This is a genomic window from Pseudomonas sp. CH61 (genome assembly GCF_059429415.1).
Genome location: NZ_CM182098.1, coordinates 5,486,239 through 5,502,100, shown reverse-complemented (window position 1 = coordinate 5,502,100; position 15,862 = coordinate 5,486,239). Strand labels below are relative to the sequence as shown.

16 protein-coding genes are annotated in these 15,862 nt (G+C 60.5%); 7 read left to right on the top strand and 9 right to left on the bottom strand.

Translation table 11 applies throughout. The annotated features are described in order from the left end of the window. Window positions 1-123: 123 nt before the first annotated feature. Window positions 124-582, top strand: coding sequence for an Rsd/AlgQ family anti-sigma factor (locus tag AC5SEM_RS24815; protein WP_038359126.1), 459 nt, complete (start codon window positions 124-126; stop codon window positions 580-582). Window positions 583-639: 57 nt separating this feature from the next. On the opposite strand, the gene AC5SEM_RS24810 is transcribed toward AC5SEM_RS24815, so the two are convergent. Then, entirely contained in the window at window positions 640-1,305 is a 666-nt protein-coding gene (locus AC5SEM_RS24810; protein WP_495471480.1) for an FKBP-type peptidyl-prolyl cis-trans isomerase, read from the bottom strand. Window positions 1,306-1,497: 192 nt separating this feature from the next. Here AC5SEM_RS24810 and AC5SEM_RS24805 point away from each other — a divergent pair, with 192 nt between their 5' ends. Further along, complete coding sequence (locus AC5SEM_RS24805) at window positions 1,498-2,715, top strand: AlgP family protein (RefSeq protein ID WP_495471479.1); 1,218 nt, start codon at window positions 1,498-1,500, stop codon at window positions 2,713-2,715. On the opposite strand, the gene AC5SEM_RS24800 is transcribed toward AC5SEM_RS24805, so the two are convergent. Continuing rightward, on the bottom strand, window positions 2,712-3,173 hold the full coding sequence (locus AC5SEM_RS24800; protein WP_495471478.1) for a TIGR02444 family protein: 462 nt from the start codon (window positions 3,171-3,173) through the stop codon (window positions 2,712-2,714). The two genes, AC5SEM_RS24805 and AC5SEM_RS24800, sit on opposite strands and share 4 nt — an antisense overlap. A 50-nt stretch (window positions 3,174-3,223) precedes the next feature. On the opposite strand from AC5SEM_RS24800, the gene AC5SEM_RS24795 reads away from it, so the two are divergent. From AC5SEM_RS24795 to rhtB, 3 genes are all read left to right on the top strand, one after another. Then, complete coding sequence (locus tag AC5SEM_RS24795; RefSeq protein WP_495471477.1) at window positions 3,224-5,134, top strand: ATP-binding cassette domain-containing protein; 1,911 nt, start codon at window positions 3,224-3,226, stop codon at window positions 5,132-5,134. Next, complete coding sequence (locus tag AC5SEM_RS24790) at window positions 5,134-5,715, top strand: mechanosensitive ion channel family protein (protein WP_064116380.1); 582 nt, start codon at window positions 5,134-5,136, stop codon at window positions 5,713-5,715. Before AC5SEM_RS24795 ends, AC5SEM_RS24790 begins: the two co-directional genes overlap by 1 nt. A 195-nt stretch (window positions 5,716-5,910) precedes the next feature. Continuing rightward, a complete protein-coding gene (rhtB, locus tag AC5SEM_RS24785; RefSeq protein ID WP_034152015.1) occupies window positions 5,911-6,543 on the top strand; it encodes a homoserine/homoserine lactone efflux protein in 633 nt (210 codons plus the stop codon). Between the two features lie 114 nt (window positions 6,544-6,657). Here the strand turns inward: rhtB and AC5SEM_RS24780 are convergent, their stop codons facing one another. The 5 genes from AC5SEM_RS24780 to AC5SEM_RS24760 all read right to left on the bottom strand — a co-directional run bounded on the left by AC5SEM_RS24780 (window position 6,658) and on the right by AC5SEM_RS24760 (window position 11,424). Next, window positions 6,658-7,401, bottom strand: coding sequence for a penicillin-binding protein activator LpoB (locus AC5SEM_RS24780; RefSeq protein WP_093429734.1), 744 nt, complete (start codon window positions 7,399-7,401; stop codon window positions 6,658-6,660). 3 nt (window positions 7,402-7,404) lie between these two features. Then, a complete protein-coding gene (gene lpoB, locus AC5SEM_RS24775) occupies window positions 7,405-7,992 on the bottom strand; it encodes a penicillin-binding protein activator LpoB (RefSeq protein WP_016772610.1) in 588 nt (195 codons plus the stop codon). 36 nt (window positions 7,993-8,028) lie between these two features. After that, the gene (locus AC5SEM_RS24770) at window positions 8,029-8,403 is read right to left on the bottom strand and encodes a YcfL family putative periplasmic lipoprotein (protein WP_127930191.1); all 375 of its coding nucleotides are present in this window, start codon (window positions 8,401-8,403) and stop codon (window positions 8,029-8,031) included. A gap of 15 nt (window positions 8,404-8,418) precedes the next feature. Next, window positions 8,419-9,813, bottom strand: coding sequence for a COG3014 family protein (locus AC5SEM_RS24765; RefSeq protein ID WP_495471476.1), 1,395 nt, complete (start codon window positions 9,811-9,813; stop codon window positions 8,419-8,421). 207 nt (window positions 9,814-10,020) lie between these two features. Continuing rightward, window positions 10,021-11,424: a COG3014 family protein gene (locus AC5SEM_RS24760; RefSeq protein WP_495471475.1), complete on the bottom strand. Its 1,404-nt coding sequence runs from the start codon at window positions 11,422-11,424 to the stop codon at window positions 10,021-10,023. A gap of 252 nt (window positions 11,425-11,676) precedes the next feature. On the opposite strand from AC5SEM_RS24760, the gene AC5SEM_RS24755 reads away from it, so the two are divergent. Beyond that, window positions 11,677-13,572, top strand: a complete 1,896-nt coding sequence (locus tag AC5SEM_RS24755) for an FTR1 family protein (protein WP_495471474.1) — start codon at window positions 11,677-11,679, stop codon at window positions 13,570-13,572. A gap of 108 nt (window positions 13,573-13,680) precedes the next feature. Continuing rightward, window positions 13,681-14,136 carry a YaiI/YqxD family protein gene (locus AC5SEM_RS24750; RefSeq protein ID WP_495471473.1) on the top strand — a complete coding sequence of 152 codons (456 nt, stop codon included), beginning with the start codon at window positions 13,681-13,683 and terminating at the stop codon, window positions 14,134-14,136. Between the two features lie 117 nt (window positions 14,137-14,253). Here the strand turns inward: AC5SEM_RS24750 and elbB are convergent, their stop codons facing one another. Both elbB and AC5SEM_RS24740 read right to left on the bottom strand, forming a co-directional pair. Further along, window positions 14,254-14,922 carry an isoprenoid biosynthesis glyoxalase ElbB gene (gene elbB, locus AC5SEM_RS24745; RefSeq protein WP_038359087.1) on the bottom strand — a complete coding sequence of 223 codons (669 nt, stop codon included), beginning with the start codon at window positions 14,920-14,922 and terminating at the stop codon, window positions 14,254-14,256. Window positions 14,923-15,200: 278 nt separating this feature from the next. Continuing rightward, window positions 15,201-15,851 carry a DedA family protein gene (locus tag AC5SEM_RS24740; RefSeq protein WP_116028473.1) on the bottom strand — a complete coding sequence of 217 codons (651 nt, stop codon included), beginning with the start codon at window positions 15,849-15,851 and terminating at the stop codon, window positions 15,201-15,203. Between the last annotated feature and the right edge of the window lie 11 nt (window positions 15,852-15,862).

Sequence of the window (15,862 nt, the reverse complement as noted above, 5' to 3'; positions counted from 1 at the left end):
GGCCCGCACGTGTCATTGGATTTATGTTGCTCGATGACGCTCTGCCCGGCCGTCCCCCAAGCCAAAATCAAAAGAGGGGCGCGGGTGTAGAGCAGCATGACCCACAAGGGAAGAGAGATCGCCATGCTCGAAAGTTGTCAGAATGCTCAGGAACGTTGGGGTGGAGTTCATCTGCTGATCGACCGCTGGTTGCAAGAGCGTGAAGAGCTGATCGGTGCCTACGATAAACTCGGTGCGCAGCCGGAGTCGCTGGCCGAGAGCCGCAAGCCCTTGCAGGAGTTCTGCGGCGTGCTGGTCGATTACGTCTCGGCCGGGCACTTCGAAATCTACGAACAGCTGACTGGCGAAGCCAAAGCGTTCAACGACAAGCGCGGCCTCGAACTTGCCGAGACGATCTATCCGCGCATCGACGTCATCACCGAGAAGCTGCTCGCCTTCAACGATCTGTGCGATGAAGGCAAGTGCGTAGCCGAGAAGTTCAAGGAACTCGGTGGCCTGCTGCACGAGCGCTTCGAACTCGAAGACTGCCTGATTGAAGTGCTGCACACAGCACACAAGGAAGAAGATCCGGTTCAGGCCTGATCCGAACCCTGATCAAAAAAACGGTGCGCCCCAAGCGCACCGTTTTTTATTGCCTGCTCAACTCGTCGCGCCGCGCAATTCCACTTCGAACACCAATGGTGTGAACGGGGCGATCAGGTCGTCGGCACCGTCGGCGCCATAAGCCTGATCCGATGGAATCACCAGGCGCCATTTCGCACCCACCGGCATGTTCTGCAGCGCGGTGCGCCAGCCGGCAATCACGCTGTCGAGATTGAACCATTGTGGCTGAGTGTTCTGATCGAACACGGTGCCGTCGGGTAGTCGACCGACATACAGCACCTGCACTTTTCCGTCAGGTCCGGCCTTGGTGCCGGTGCCAGGCGTCAGCTCGGTGAGGAGGATGCCGTCGGCCAGTTCCTTCACGCCCGGTTTGGCTTTTTCTGCGGTGAGAAAACGCTGCTCGTTTTCCATCGCCGCATCACTTGAAGGCTGTGCAGAGTGCTCGGCATTTTGCGCTTCATGATCGGCCAGAATCTGTTCGATGCGGGCCTCGCTCAATGCCAGCGGCTTGCCTTGATAGGCTTGCTGCAAGCCATCGACCAGCGCCTGAATCTGCAATTGCGGGACTTCCTGACGCAGCCGTTCACCAAGGCTGGCACCGAGGCTGTAGGCCAGATCGTGAGCATCATTCGCGGTGGTTTTTTCGTCAGCGTGAGCGGCCGAAAAAACCATCCAGAGGGATAAAAAAAAGTAGCGCGACATGGGCACACTCCGTCCTGAGATGCGGTGGATTATGCCAGCGCGAACGTCTGCAACGGTGAACTGCTTTTGCCTTCGCGCAGAACATTTTCGATTCGGTGCAACGCAACGCAATCGATACTGTCAAGATGCCCTAGCGGCGGTAACTGCAGAGGTCTAGTATGAGCCGCACTCACGTCAGCCAGGAGGTAAACCATGTCGGCCACCAAGAAGCCTGTAAATACTCCGTTGCACTTACTCCAACAACTCTCGGGCAGCTTGCTCGAGCATCTGGAAAACGCTTGCTCCCAAGCCTTGGCTGATGCTGAAAAACTGCTCGCCAAACTGGAAAAGCAACGCGGCAAGGCGCAAGAAAAACTGCACAAGTCCCGCACCAAATTGCAGGACGCAGCTGCCGCCGGCAAAGCCAAGGCACAGACCAAAGCCAAGGGCGCAGTGAAAGAACTGGAAGACCTGCTCGATGCCTTGAAGGATCGTCAGTCCGACACCCGCAGCTACATTCTGCAACTCAAGCGCGATGCCCAGGAAAGCCTGAAACTGGCCCAAGGTGTTGGTCGCGTTCAAGAAGCCGTGGGTAAAGTGTTGTCCTCGCGTGCAGCCAAACCGGCAGCGGCACCGGCGAAGAAAGCAGCTGCCAAACCGGCTGCTGCAAAAGCTCCAGCGAAAACCGCAGCGGCCAAGCCTGCGGCAAAAACTGCTGCTAAAACTACCGCCAAGCCTGCTGCAAAAGCACCGGTGAAAGCCGCTGCAAAACCAGCTGCCAAAGCTGCGGCAAAACCTGCAGTGAAAAAACCGGCTGCAGCGAGCGCTGCAAAACCAGCGGCTAAAACCACGGCGGCAAAACCTGCTGCGCGTACTGCCGCTGCCAAGCCGGCTACCCGTGCCGCCGCTGCTAAACCAGCCGCCAAACCAGCTGCAGCAAAAGCTGCTCCAGCGAAAGCTGCTCCAGCGAAAACCGCCGCTGCCAAACCGGCCGCTAAACCTGCTGCCAAAGCTGCCGCAAAACCTGCCGCTAAAACTGCTGCTGCAAAACCAGCTGCCAAGACTGCCGCCAAACCTGCTGCAAAAGCACCAGCAAAAGTTGCTGCCAAACCAGCCGTGAATGCCGCCGCCAAACCGGCAGCCAAGCCAGCCGCTAAACCGGCCACTGCTGCCAAACCAGCGACTGCTGCCAAGCCTGTTGCTGCAAAACCAGCCGCCAAGCCCGCTGCAAAACCAGCCGTTAAAAAGCCAGCTGCCGCTAAACCAGCTACCGCTAAACCGGCTACCGCGCCTGCCGCTAAGCCTGCCGCACCGGCAGCGTCGGCTGCGCCATCGGCACCTGCTCCAGCCGCAACTACCTCGACGCCATCGACTGCGCCATCGCCAGCCGCTGTGTCGAGCACCAGCAACAACCCGACCAGCGCTTCCTAAGTGTCGGTTGCCGCGACGCGCAGCACTTGCAGCGCGTCGCGGTTCGGGCTGGCCGCCGCGCCGGCCAATTCTTCCAGCCAGGTCTGCGAGCCTGCATCGTTTCGCGTCCACTCCTGCGCCACACCCTCAAGCCGTGACAGCAACGCTCGCTCAGCTTCCAGCTCGAGTGATTTGATCTGCTCGCGCATGCCTTTCAACACCGCGTCATCCACCGCCCGCGCTTTCCATTGCATACGCAGGGTTCGCAGCGGCTGCACCACCTCGACATCCCAGGGCTCGGTCAGCGCCTGAAGCAGTCGTACGCGTTGTTGATCACAGGTCACTGCGCGCTGCTCCAGCCATAAACCGCACAGCAGAAGGCATACATTCGCGCCCGCCGTTTGCAGTTTCAGGCAGGCGTCTTCCACGCCCGGTCGGGCGTAGGTGGCAAGGGAAAAGCTCCACAGGTCAGAGGACATCGTGCTACTCGCGCCAGTTGTGAGCGAAGCTGGTAGACTCCGCCGCCATTATGATCCGACTTCAGAACCTGACTTTACAGCGTGGCCCGCAACGTCTGCTAGAAGACGCCGAGCTGACCCTGCACGCCGGCCACAAAGCCGGCCTCATCGGTGCCAACGGCGCCGGCAAATCGAGCCTGTTCGCCTTGATCCGGGGGGAGCTGCACCCGGACTCGGGGGATTGCTTCCTGCCGGCTGACTGGCGCATCGCCCACATGCGCCAGGAAATCGAGACGCTCGAACGCCTTGCCGTCGACTATGTGCTCGATGGCGACCTGCGTCTACGCGAGGTGCAACGTGACCTCGCCGCCGCCGAAGCGGCGCACGACGGTGCCGCTCAGGCCCGTCTGCACTCGGAACTCGACAGCGCCGACGGTTACACCGCTGATGCGCGAGCGCGCAAGTTGCTCGCCGGTCTCGGTTTCACCAACGAGCAGATGGATCGTCAGGTAGGCGATTTTTCCGGTGGCTGGCGGATGCGTCTGAATCTGGCGCAGGCATTGATGTGCCCGTCGGATCTGTTGTTGCTCGACGAACCGACCAACCACTTGGATCTCGACGCCATCATCTGGCTCGAAGAGTGGCTGAAAAGCTACCCGGGCACCTTGCTGCTGATTTCCCACGACCGCGATTTCCTCGACGAAGTCGTCGATCACGTCGCCCACGTCGATCAGCGCAAAATCACCCTGTATCGCGGCGGCTATAGCGCATTCGAACGCGCCCGTGCCGAACGTCTGGCCCAGCAGCAACAGGCCTACGAGAAGCAGCAGGCGCAACGTGCGCACATGGAGAGCTACATCGCGCGCTTCAAGGCGCAAGCGACCAAGGCCCGTCAGGCGCAGAGCCGGATCAAAGCCCTGGAGCGGATGGAAGAGCTGTCGGCGGCCCACGTTGATTCGCCGTTCGATTTCGTCTTCCGCGAGTCGAGCAAGATCTCCAGCCCGCTGATCGACCTGTCCGATGCCAGCCTGGGTTACGGCGACAAAACCATCCTGGAGAAGGTCAAGCTGCAACTGACCCCGGGGGCGCGGATTGGCCTGCTCGGGCCGAACGGCGCGGGTAAATCGACCCTGATCAAGAACCTCGCCGGCGAGCTGTCACCGATCGCCGGGCGCCTGACCCGTGGCGAGAACACCGTGGTCGGCTACTTCGCCCAGCATCAGCTCGACTCGCTGGATTCCAAGGCCAGCCCGTTGCTGCACATGCAGCGTCTGGCGCCGACCGAGCGCGAGCAGACCCTGCGTGATTTCCTCGGTGGTTTCGACTTCCGTGGTGCGCGCATCGATGAGCCAGTACTGAATTTCTCCGGTGGCGAAAAAGCGCGTCTGGCTTTGGCGCTGATCGCCTGGGAGCGCCCAAACCTGTTGCTGCTCGACGAACCGACCAACCACCTCGACCTGGAAATGCGCCTGGCGCTGACCATGGCGCTGCAGGAATTCAGCGGCGCGGTGCTGGTGGTGTCTCACGATCGGCACTTGCTCAAGAGCACCACCGACAACTTCTACCTGGTCGCTGACGGCAAGGTCGAAGAGTTCGATGGCGACCTCGAAGACTACGCACGCTGGCTGGTGGAGTACCGTCAGCGCAATGCCCCGGTCAGTAATACGCCGGTGAACCCGGACAAGACCGACAAGAAGGCTCAGCGTCAGGCGGCGGCTGCGTTGCGTCAGCAACTGGCTCCGCACAAGCGTGAAGCCGACAAGCTCGAAGCCGAACTGGGCAAGCTCCACGAGAAACTCGCCAAGGTCGATGCCAGCCTCGGCGACAGCGACATCTACGAGCCGGCACGCAAGAACGAATTGCGTGATCTGCTGGCCGAGCAGGCCAAGCTGAAGGTTCGCGAAGCCGAGCTGGAAGAAGCGTGGATGGAAGCCCTCGAGACGCTGGAAAGCATGCAAGCGGAGCTGGAGGCGCTGTCCTGATGGAAGCGTTCAAGCTGCCGCTGCCGGCGGAGTGGATCGAGCCGATCTGGTTTGCGGTGCAGATTCTGCTGATCCTGCTGGCCGGTTACCTCACTCAGCGCTTCGTTGCCAAAGGCCTGACCCGGTTGGGTGAGCGCTATCCGTTCCCGCCGCAATTGCTGATGCCGCTGCGCGGTGTGTTGCGCTGGCTGATCATGGGCAGTGCGCTGATCTTCGTATTGGAACGCCTCGGCGTCTCCGCCACGGTGTTGTGGACGGCGCTGTCGGGGTTCGTCGCGGTGGCGGCGGTGGCGTTCTTTGCGATGTGGAGCGTGCTGTCGAATTTGCTCTGCGCGATTCTGATCTTCACGGTCGGGCCGTTTCGCCTGGGCGATATCGTTGAGCTGGTGGACACCACTGACAAGCCCGGCGTAAAAGGCCGGGTGGTGGCGATCAATCTGCTTTACACCACGTTGATCGAGGCTGAAGAGCTGGGGACTGGCAGCGCCATGGTGCAAGTGCCCAACAGTCTGTTCTTCCAGCGCTCGGTGCGGCGTTGGCGCGGGACGGATGTGTTTCCGTCGAGCGGGTTCGAGAAGTAGATTCTGCGGCGTCTGTTCTGACGCCTTCGCGAGCAGGCTCGCTCCCACATTTGGAATGCATTCCCCCTGTGGGAGCGAGCTTGCTCGCGAAGGGGCCCTCAGCAGCACCCGCAACATTCAGCAAAAAATCGGTAGTCATCCATTCAAACCCGGATTAGCTTAGGCATTTGTCACGAGCATGAGTCGAGGTGTGCGATGGAGCTTCAAACATGGCTGGCGTTTTTTGCCGCCTGCTGGGTGATCAGTCTGTCCCCGGGTGCTGGCGCCATTGCGTCGATGTCCAGCGGTCTGCAATACGGGTTCTGGCGCGGTTACTGGAACGCCCTCGGCCTGCAGATCGGCCTGGCGGTGCAGATTGCGATTGTCGGCGCCGGTGTTGGCGCGATCCTGACCGCCTCGGCCACGGCGTTCCACGCGATCAAATGGTTTGGTGTGGCTTACCTCGTGTATCTGGCCATCAAGCAATGGCGTGCGCTGCCCATGGACATGAGCGATGACGCCGCTGTACGCCCGATCGGCAAGCCGTTGGCGCTGGTGTTCCGTGGCTTTCTGGTGAACATCAGCAACCCCAAGGCCTTGGTGTTCATGCTCGCGGTGTTGCCGCAGTTCATCAACCCGCATGCGCCGCTGTTGATTCAGTACGTGGTGATCGGCGTGACCATGGTTTGTGTCGACCTGATCGTCATGGCGGGCTACACCGGTCTGGCGTCGAAGGTGCTGCGTCTGTTGCGCACACCGCAGCAGCAGAAGCGCATGAACCGTACATTTGCCGGGCTGTTCATTGGCGCGGCGGCGTTTATGGCGACGTTGCGTAAAGCGGCGGCGTAAACATTGCAGCCACAAAAAAGGCGACCTTTGCAGGTCGCCTTTTTTGTGGCCGGGACGCAGAGCGTCCCGGGATGCATTCCCACGCGGAGCATGGGAAAGATCAGGGGCCAGTCATCAGCGCAGGATCACCGGCGCAGTATCACGCGGCAGATTGTTGCGCTGCGGTGCTTCGCGCGGCTGCTCGTAACCGCCACCACCGAGCTGCATGCTCAGTTGCCCGGCCACGTCTTCACCCAAGGCCTTGGACACGTCACGCACCACCCGTGGGCGGTTCAGCGAGATCTTGATGTCGCGGTGGTTCACCAGTTTGGTGTCCTGCGCTTCGCCCATCGCCGTGAAGGCCGAGGTGATCTCGAAGGTCTTGGTGTTGATCAGGCTGAAGTCCGCCACCAACGTCAGGCCCAGTACCGCCGAATAGCTGTCGGTGTTCGCCAGCTCGTTGATGTCCTGAGTGAAGTCGATGTCCGACACGGTGCCGAACAGCACATAGTCGGCGCCTTTGAAGTTGCCGGCCTTGATGCGCTTGATCACGTCGTAGACGTCACCCTTGGACGACGCGGTGTACGGCGTGCCCTGCACCAGCTGGAACATGCCGGTGCGCAGGATTTCACCCTTGATGTCGCCGGTGAATTTGCGCAACTCGCCTTGCTCGATGTAGCTGGTGCTCGCTTCGATCTCGTTGTAGCTCGACGAGCCGCTGGAGCTGTAGTAACCCTCGCGATGATTGCTCTGGGCCGAAACGATGTGGATGTATTGCTCCACACGTTCCTGGTACGCCAGATCCGTCACCGCGACTTTCGGGGCCGCTTGCACGCTGAACGCGCAAGCCAGGGCCATCATGCCAATCCATGCGCGCATCAATTAACGCTCCGTGGTTTTGCGGATCTCTTTTTCGTCCATCCACTCGGCCAGACCGCTTTCAACGTCGATCAGTTGCAGGCTGAATTTGTAGAAGACGTCCTTGTAGTCGCTGCTGCGCTTGACGATCGAGCTGATCGAGCCTTCGATGCGGTACTTGGCGGCAACCATGTTGCCGGTCTTGGCCACGGTGCTCTTCTTGTACAGACCGCTCTGGTTTTGCAGCTTGAGCTGGTCAACCTGGCTCTGCATGGCGTTGTTGTCGCTGGCGAAACGCGCTACACCGGTTTTCATCAGCTGAGTCTTGATGCTGGTGGTGATTTCGCGGGTGTCGATGTACTCGCTGGTCTTGTTCTTCACGTCGTAGACCTGAACCACCGGACGGCCCTGCAGAATGCCGGACTGGGCCAGCGAGCGGGTCATCGACTCGGCGATCATTTGCAGGTCGGTCGAACCGAATTCGTTGGTCACGGTTTCAACCGCTTTGGTGTCACCGTAGCTGATGTTCTTGCTGCCCAGGGTCGGCGAAGTGTTGGCGCAACCGGAGGCCAGCAGGGCGATAACGGCGATGCAGGAAAAGCGTGCAAACATGGGAATGCTCTCTAAAACAGGAATAGGGTGACAGGCTTACGGCGTCTTGATTTCCAGACGGAAGTCCATGGCTTTCGGGGTCGGGGCGATGCCTTGAATGAAGCTGGTCTGGGCGCCGTACATCATTTGGCTTTTCCACACTTCTTCTTCGGCAATCGGGAAGCCTTCCGCGCCGAGCCAGGCGAAGCGGTAGTAGAAAATCTTGTTGCTGTTGAGGGTGTTGCTCAACTGCACATTGACCGTCATGAAGCCGTTTTCCCGGGCGACGCGCATGGCGCCGACGACGATGTGTTTCTGCGGACCCATGGCCACGACTTTGCTCGCGGCGCTGCCCGGCTCTGGCGGTGGCGGGGTGGCGCAGCCGCTCGCCAGCAAGGCGAGGGCGGCGACGGCGATGAGTTTGAAGCGCATGCAAAGACTCCGTTCTTAAGGTTGTTTGAGGCTGGCGACGTTGGTCGCGCTGGCGCTCGGGATGACGTGTGCGGCGAGGCCACCGGCGAATACCTGGTTGCCCACGGCGCGCAGGGTGATCACTTGATATCGCTGATCGACAGTGACCGTGACCACCGAACCGCCCACGGCGCTCGGCAGGGTAACCTGATGCTCACCCTTTTTCAGACGCAGACGCACCACTTGGGTGTAGTCCGGCAAGGTGCGCCACGTACGGGTATCGGCACCTTCGAGCACAGCTGAAGAGATACCGACGGCGAGACCGGCCAGCGGGTTGGTTTCGTTGATCTGCTTCTGCGCAACACCCTTGGTGATCGCCCGCACGGTGGTGCGCACGATGATCCCCGGCATGTCGTCGCGCAGGGCGCGGCGGGACATCGCGGTGGTGCTGTTGAGCGCGGTCAGATCGACCTGCTTACCATCGACGCCGATTTGCGCGAAAGTCGCCGTGGAGGTGTCAGGTTTGATGATCGGGAACGACAGCGGCGTGATCACCACATTGTTGGAGATCGGCAATGGCAGCGGCACCCGGATTGAGTCGCGGGCTGGCGCCAGACCACTCTGGACGACGATGAGAATGTCGCTGTCGTCGGATTTGCCCGGCTTGTCGAGGTTGACCAGCGCCTGTTCCAGCAGCGGCGTGTTCGGACGCAATTCGGCAGCCTTGCGGTAGCCCGGTGCAGCCAGGCCTTTTTCGCCCAGGGCTTCATAGACGAAACCGGACAGGTAATGGCTGAACGCACTCTGGTAGCTGTTTTTCAGACCGACCACTTCCGGCGCGTCGAGACTGGCGACCGGATAGCCCTGCAGGTCTTTGTACTGCGTCTTGATACCTTCTTTCTCGGCCTCTTCTTCGCTCTTGAGGTATTCCTTGTCACGCAACTCGGCGATCACCGCTTCACGTTCGTGAGTCTTCTTGATCGCGGTACGCGCACCGTCGAAGTCATTGACCGCCAGCAGGTTCAGGGCCATCTGGGTGGTCAGCATGACTTTTTCGTAGTCGTAGCCTTCGTAGCGACGCACTTTGTCATTGACGATGAAGCTGCCGAACTGAGCCAGGTATTTACCGGTGTCGAGCTTGACCGAGTCTTCCCACTGACCGACCACCACATCGGCACTGGTCCAGGCATTCTGGCTGCCGGAGAGGTCACCCTTGGCGCGCAGCAACTCACCTTTCTCGAAGTAATAGAGCAGGTCTTTGTCGGGGCCGGTGTTGTTCTTTTCCAGCAGGGTCAGCGCAGCGTCAACGTTGCCGGTGGCCAGTTGCTGGTTGGTCTGTGCCAGTTCGGAGTCGTAGTTGCGAAACGCCGAACAGCCGGACAGCAGAGTGACGGCGCTGAGCGCGATCAGAGTGGGGGCGCGGAATGCCATGGGGGTACTTCTTCCCTGGAGTAAAACAGCCGCGAATGCTGGTCGGGCTGGTGTGACCCATCGACAGTGGCGCTGGCCTCCTGCCAATTCCTCATAACTAGAGGAGCTTTAATGCCCGATCGCAATAACGCGGGCGCGGCATTATAAGCAGGCGGTGATGGCTATGTAATAGCTTTTTAATTGCACTGGTTAGTTAGGTGCCATTACTTATTTCGAAGGGCTTGCTTTCTCTGGTAAAGGCGTCGCAGGAGCAACGAAGGCCGATCCGACGTAATAGGTCTGATCCCGGAACACGCGCAGATTGAGTATTTGATGATCCTGATCGACGCGTAAGGTCAGGGGATAGCCCGGCGGGTAGATGGGCACGTCGACCGTGTGCAGGCCCTTTTTCAGGCGCAGACGAGTGACGAGCGTCTTGTCAGGCAGGGCGCGCCAGGTGCGTGTATCGGCCTCCTCGAAAGGATCCTTGTTTGTCACCACCAGCGAGGCCTTGGCCGGGTTGCGCTCGTTTTCCTGTGCCTGGCCGATCGCGGCCATATTGGCGCGGAACATGGCGCGCGAGATGATTTCAGGCATGTCATCGCGCAGTGTTCGCATGGCCATATCGGTCACGCTGTTGATGACCGTCAACGGCTGCTTACGGCCATCAACCTTCAGGTGATTGAAGGTCGGGGTGACGGCGTCCGGAATCATCACCGGAAAGGATATCGGCGCGACAATGACCAGGTTTTCGTTCAGGCGCACCGGAATCGGCACTTGAACCGAGCTGCGCGCCGGTGCCAGACCGCTTTGCACAATGATCAGAACGTCACTTTCATCGGCCTTGGCTGCAGGCTTGTCGAGGTTACGCAAAGCGTTCTGCAGAAACGGCATGTCCGGGCGCAGTTCGATGGCTTGGCGATAACCGGGCGCCGCGAGGTCGCGCTCACCCAAGGCTTCATAAGTGAACCCGGCCAGATAGTGACTGAACGCACTTTGATAGCCGTTCTTCAGTTCGAGCACTTGTGGCGCATCGAGTATGGCCACCGGATAACCTTGCAGATCTTTGTAGCGCAGGGTGATGCCCTGGGACTTGGCCTCTGCCTCTACCGCTTCGTATTGCAATTCGCGTTGCCGGGCGATCAGTCCTTCGCGTTCATGGGTCTTCTTGATATCGGCGCGAGCACCATCGAAATCGTTGACGGATAACTGATTGAGGGCCATTTGCGTGGTCAGCATGACCTTCTCGTAGTCATAGCCTTCGTAGCGCAGCAGCTTGTCGTTGACGAGCATGGTGCCCATTTCATTGCCGAACCGGGACAGCAGCTTCATGGCGCCGGATGGGTTGGCCTCTTCGCGCTGGAAGATCATCCGGTCAGCACTGCGCCACGCTTGCTGGCTTTCGGGCAGAGCGCTGCCAGCGCTGAGGATGGCGCCTGTTTCCAGGTAATACAGCAGATCCTTGTCTTCCCACGGGTTATGCATCTCGACCAGTGCCAGTGCGCCGGTGAGGTTGCCCTTGGTCATCTCGTCGGTGGTTTGCTGCATTTCCTGATCGTAATTACGGTAAGCCGCGCAGCCGTTTAAAAAAAGCGCAGTGGCGAGCAGGACAAACAACGGGATGATCCGCATAAACGGTGTGTTTCCTTGAGCCGGAATGTTGAGGGCGCGCGCAGTATAGTGACGGATGCTGGCCAGTGGCTGCGAGTTGGGTGCCGATGTGCGCAGATCAAAGACTCTGTTCCTGAGGCAATCCTCGGCGATTTTGCGGAGTTCGTCTGCCGGGTACATCCGCCCAATCAAAGCGAAACACCGACAAAGCTTGAGGGAAATGCGTTCGAAGTGAACAATATGTAACTTCGCATTTCCATTTGAGAATTCTTCATGACTGCCTCGTCCCGGTTCCTGGCCTGGCTGGTGTTCCCGTTGTTTGCCCTGAGCAGCTTCAATCTGCTGGCCGATACCGTGGAAGGCGCGCCGCAAGCGCTGCACCTGCTCGATTACATCAGTGCGGATTACCCGCCGACGGTAGCGGCGGGCAAGGTTGTCGATGACTCCGAATACCGCGAGCAACTGGAGTTCACGCGGGCGCTGCAAGGCTTGATCGCCGGTATGCCGGCCAAATCGGAAAAGGCTGCGCTGGAGCAGGGCGTTGAAGTCCTGCACGCGGCGATCAGCGCGAAACAGGATGGCGCTGAAGTGGCCCGTCAGGCGCGGCAGTTGGGCGCGCAACTGGCGGTAGCCTATGAAGTCAGCCAGGCACCGATCATCACCCCCGATCCCACCCGAGGCGCTCCGCTCTATGCGCAGAACTGCTCGGTGTGCCACGGCGACAGCGGCGCCGGTGACGGACCGGCGGGGCTCGGCATGACCCCGGCCCCGGCCAATCTGCGTGATGCGGCGCGGATGGATCACCTGAGTCTGTATGCGATCTACAACACCCTCGGCCAAGGCGTCGAAGGCACCGACATGCCGGCGTTTGCCGATCAGCTTGACGATCGGCAGCGCTGGGATCTGGCGACTTACATCGCCGGCTTCAGCGCCGATCCGGCGGCGGCCAAGTCCGAGAAGAGCTACAACATCGCCGATCTGGCCCGTCAGACCCCGGCCGAAGTGCAGGCTGCCGATGGCCCGCAAGCGGCGGCGACGTTCCGTGCGCAACGCGCGCAGCCGCCACAGGTCAAGCGTGGTCCGGCGCAGTTGCTCGACTACACCGCGGCAACGCTGGACAAGAGTCTTGCTGCGTACCGCGCCGGTGAGCACGATCAGGCTTACGACCTGTCGGTCGCGGCGTATCTGGAAGGCTTCGAGCTGGTCGAGAGCTCGCTGGATAACGTCGACGCCAATGTGCGCAAGGACACTGAAAAGTCGCTGATGGCGTATCGACAATCGTTGCAGGACGGCTTGCCGGTCGAGCAGGCCGAGCAGCGTCTGGATGCGGCCAAGGCGAAGTTGAAAGAGTCCGCCGGGTTGCTCGGCAGTGACGGCCTGAGCTGGTCGCTGAGCTACATTTCCGGCCTACTGATTCTGCTGCGTGAAGGGCTGGAAGCGATTCTGGTGCTGGCGGCGATCCTCGCCTTCCTGCGCAACACCGGCCAGCAATCGGCGGTGCGCAGCGTCAACGTCGGTTGGGGCCTGGCGCTGCTGGCCGGCCTCGGCACCTGGGCGCTGGCGGCGTATGTGATCGACGTCAGCGGCTCGCAGCGTGAACTGCTCGAAGGCGCCACGGCGCTGTTCGCCAGTGTCATGGTCTTGTGGCTGGGCGTGTGGATGCATGACCGTCGCCACGCCGCGGCCTGGCAGGATTACATCAAGAGCAGTCTGGTCGGCGGTGGCGGGCGTTTCGGCTTCGCGATTCTGGCGTTCTTCTCGGTGTATCGCGAGTTGTTCGAAGTGATCCTGTTCTACGAAACCCTGTGGTTGCAGGCCGGCCCGGCCGGGCATGACGCGGTGCTCGCCGGTGGCGCGACGGCACTGGTGCTGCTGGTCGGTCTGGCGTGGGTGATCCTGCGCGGTTCGGCGAAACTGCCGCTGACGCTGTTCTTCAGCATCAACGCGGCGCTGTTGTGCGCGCTGTCGGTGGTGTTTGCCGGGCATGGCGTGAAGGCGTTGCAGGAAGCCGGGATCTTCGGCACGCGGCCGGTGGCGTTCTTTGAATTCGACTGGCTGGGGATTCATGCCGATGCGTATTCGTTGACGGCGCAGGCGGTGGCGATTCTGGCGATTGTTGTGTTGTATGGGCGTAGTTGGATGGCGGAGAAGCGGCGGGTAGTCGCTTAACAGCATTCGCTGCGCTCACATTCGCGAGCAGGCTCGCTCCCACAGGATTTGTGCGTAACCTGTGGGACTGACGATTCGACTTGCTCGCGAATTTTTTGGAGGTAAGAAATGCGTGTATGGATCGATGCCGATGCCTGCCCACGGGCGGCGAAGGATCTGGTAATGAAGTTTGCGCTCAAGCGCCAGTTCGAAGTGGTGCTGGTGGCCGGGCAGCCGCAGATCAAACCGGGGCTGGCCATCGTCAAACTGATCGTGGTGCCGAGCGGGCCGGATGCGGCGGACGATTATCTGGTCGAGCACGCGGTACCCGGTGAGCTGGTGATTTGCAGCGATATCCCGCTGGCCGATCGTTTGGTGAAGAAGGGCGTCGCGGCGCTGGATCCGCGGGGCAAGGAGTTCGATGCGCAGAACATGGGCGAACGCCTGGCCGTGCGCAACCTGTTCACCGATCTGCGCGAGCAGGGCCAGATGAGTGGCGGGCCCGCGCCGTTTGGCGATCGCGAGAAGCAGGCGTTCGCCAATGCGCTGGACCGGATCCTCACACGCCTGACCCGCAAGCCTTAAGCCCTACACAAATCCCCTTGTAGGAGTGAGCCTGCTCGCGATAGCGGTCGGTCATTCAACAGATATGTGCCTGATACACCGCCATCGCGAGCAGGCTCACTCCTACAGTAGACCGTATCAGGCGTCGTTTTCGTGGGTCAGTTCGAGGACGCGATCCACGAGCTTATTGATCCCCGAAGCCGCCTCACTGATGTTCTGCGCCAGCATGTAAGCCGGGGTCGTCACCAGTTTGCGCGCCTTGTCTTCGATGATTTCCGTCACCGCACAGTCTTCATGGGTGGCGCCCATCTTGTTCATCGCCGTGGCGGTGTCGGCGTCGTTGCCGATGGTGCAGGTTACGCCCGGGCCGTAGATCTTCGCCGCCAGTGCCGGCGAGATGCACATCAGACCGACCGGTTTGCCCGCTTCGGCAAATGCCTCGGCCAGCGCCAGCACTTCCGGCTGCACGCTGCAGCCAGCACCTTCAACAGCGAAGTTCGAGAGGTTCTTCGCCGCACCAAACCCACCCGGCACGATCAGCGCATCGAAGTCGTCGACGTCGGCCTCGCGGATGTCCTTGATGTTGCCGCGAGCAATGCGCGCCGATTCCACCAGGACGTTACGCGACTCGGGCATTTCTTCGCCGGTCAGGTGGTTGATCACGTGCAATTGCGCGATGTTCGGGGCGAAGCACTGCACCTGCGCGCCGCGTTGGTCGAGGCGCAGCAGGGTGATCACGCTTTCATGGATCTCGGCGCCGTCGTACACGCCACTGCCGGACAGGATCACTGCAACTTTTTTGCTCATGGTTTTCTCTCCAGATTCATGGCGCTAAATGTCCACTAAATTGTCGCGCGTTGCCATAGGCTCAAGTGGTGGCGGCACCTGCATGGAACGCTTTCTACATGGATCGCAACAACGGCGGGGTGTTCATTATTTGGGATGTCTGTTGCGTGGCGAGCGGGTGATTTTTGGCGTGAGAACGCCGCTGACGAGCGGGAGTCCGCTAGCGCAGAGGGGATAAATGACTGAAAGAGGCGGCCAGCCCGCTCAGTGCCGGCGGGCTGTAGCAAGTCGCCAGCGCGTTACTCGGCAGGCGTCTTCGGTTCGGCAGGCTTGGATTCTTCGGCCTGATTCAGCAGTGCAGCTTTCGCAGCTTGCTCGTCGGCGTACACCTGCTTGGCCAGCCGCGCATTCTTGAAGCGGCGGCGCAACCACAGGCCAACGCCAAGAATCAGCAGCGCACCGAGTACCCACAACTCGTACTTCTTGATGCTGCCGAGCATGCCTTCCAGCACCGCGCCGAAGTGGTAAGCGGCGGCGGCCAGCGCGGTCGCCCAGATCGCTGCACCGATACCGTTGAGCAGCAGATAACGTCCCGGCGGATAACCCGACAGGCCGATCGCCACCGGCATCACCGTGCGCAGACCGTAAACGAAACGGAAGCTCAATACCCAGATGTCAGGATGCTTACGAATGTGCTCCAGCGCGCGGTCGCCCATCAGTTGCCAGCGCGGTTTGCGCGCGAGCAATTTGCGCCCGTGCTTGCGGCCCAGGAAGTACCACAGCTGATCGCCGGCATAGCTGCCGCAGAACGCCACGACCACCACCAGGTTGATGTCCATGTATCCACGGAACGCGAGGAAGCCCGCGAGCACCAGAATGGTTTCGCCTTCGAAGAACGTGCCGAGGAACAAGGCAAAGTAGCCAAAGTCATGCAGAAATTGTTGGAGCATTGTCTGGGTGC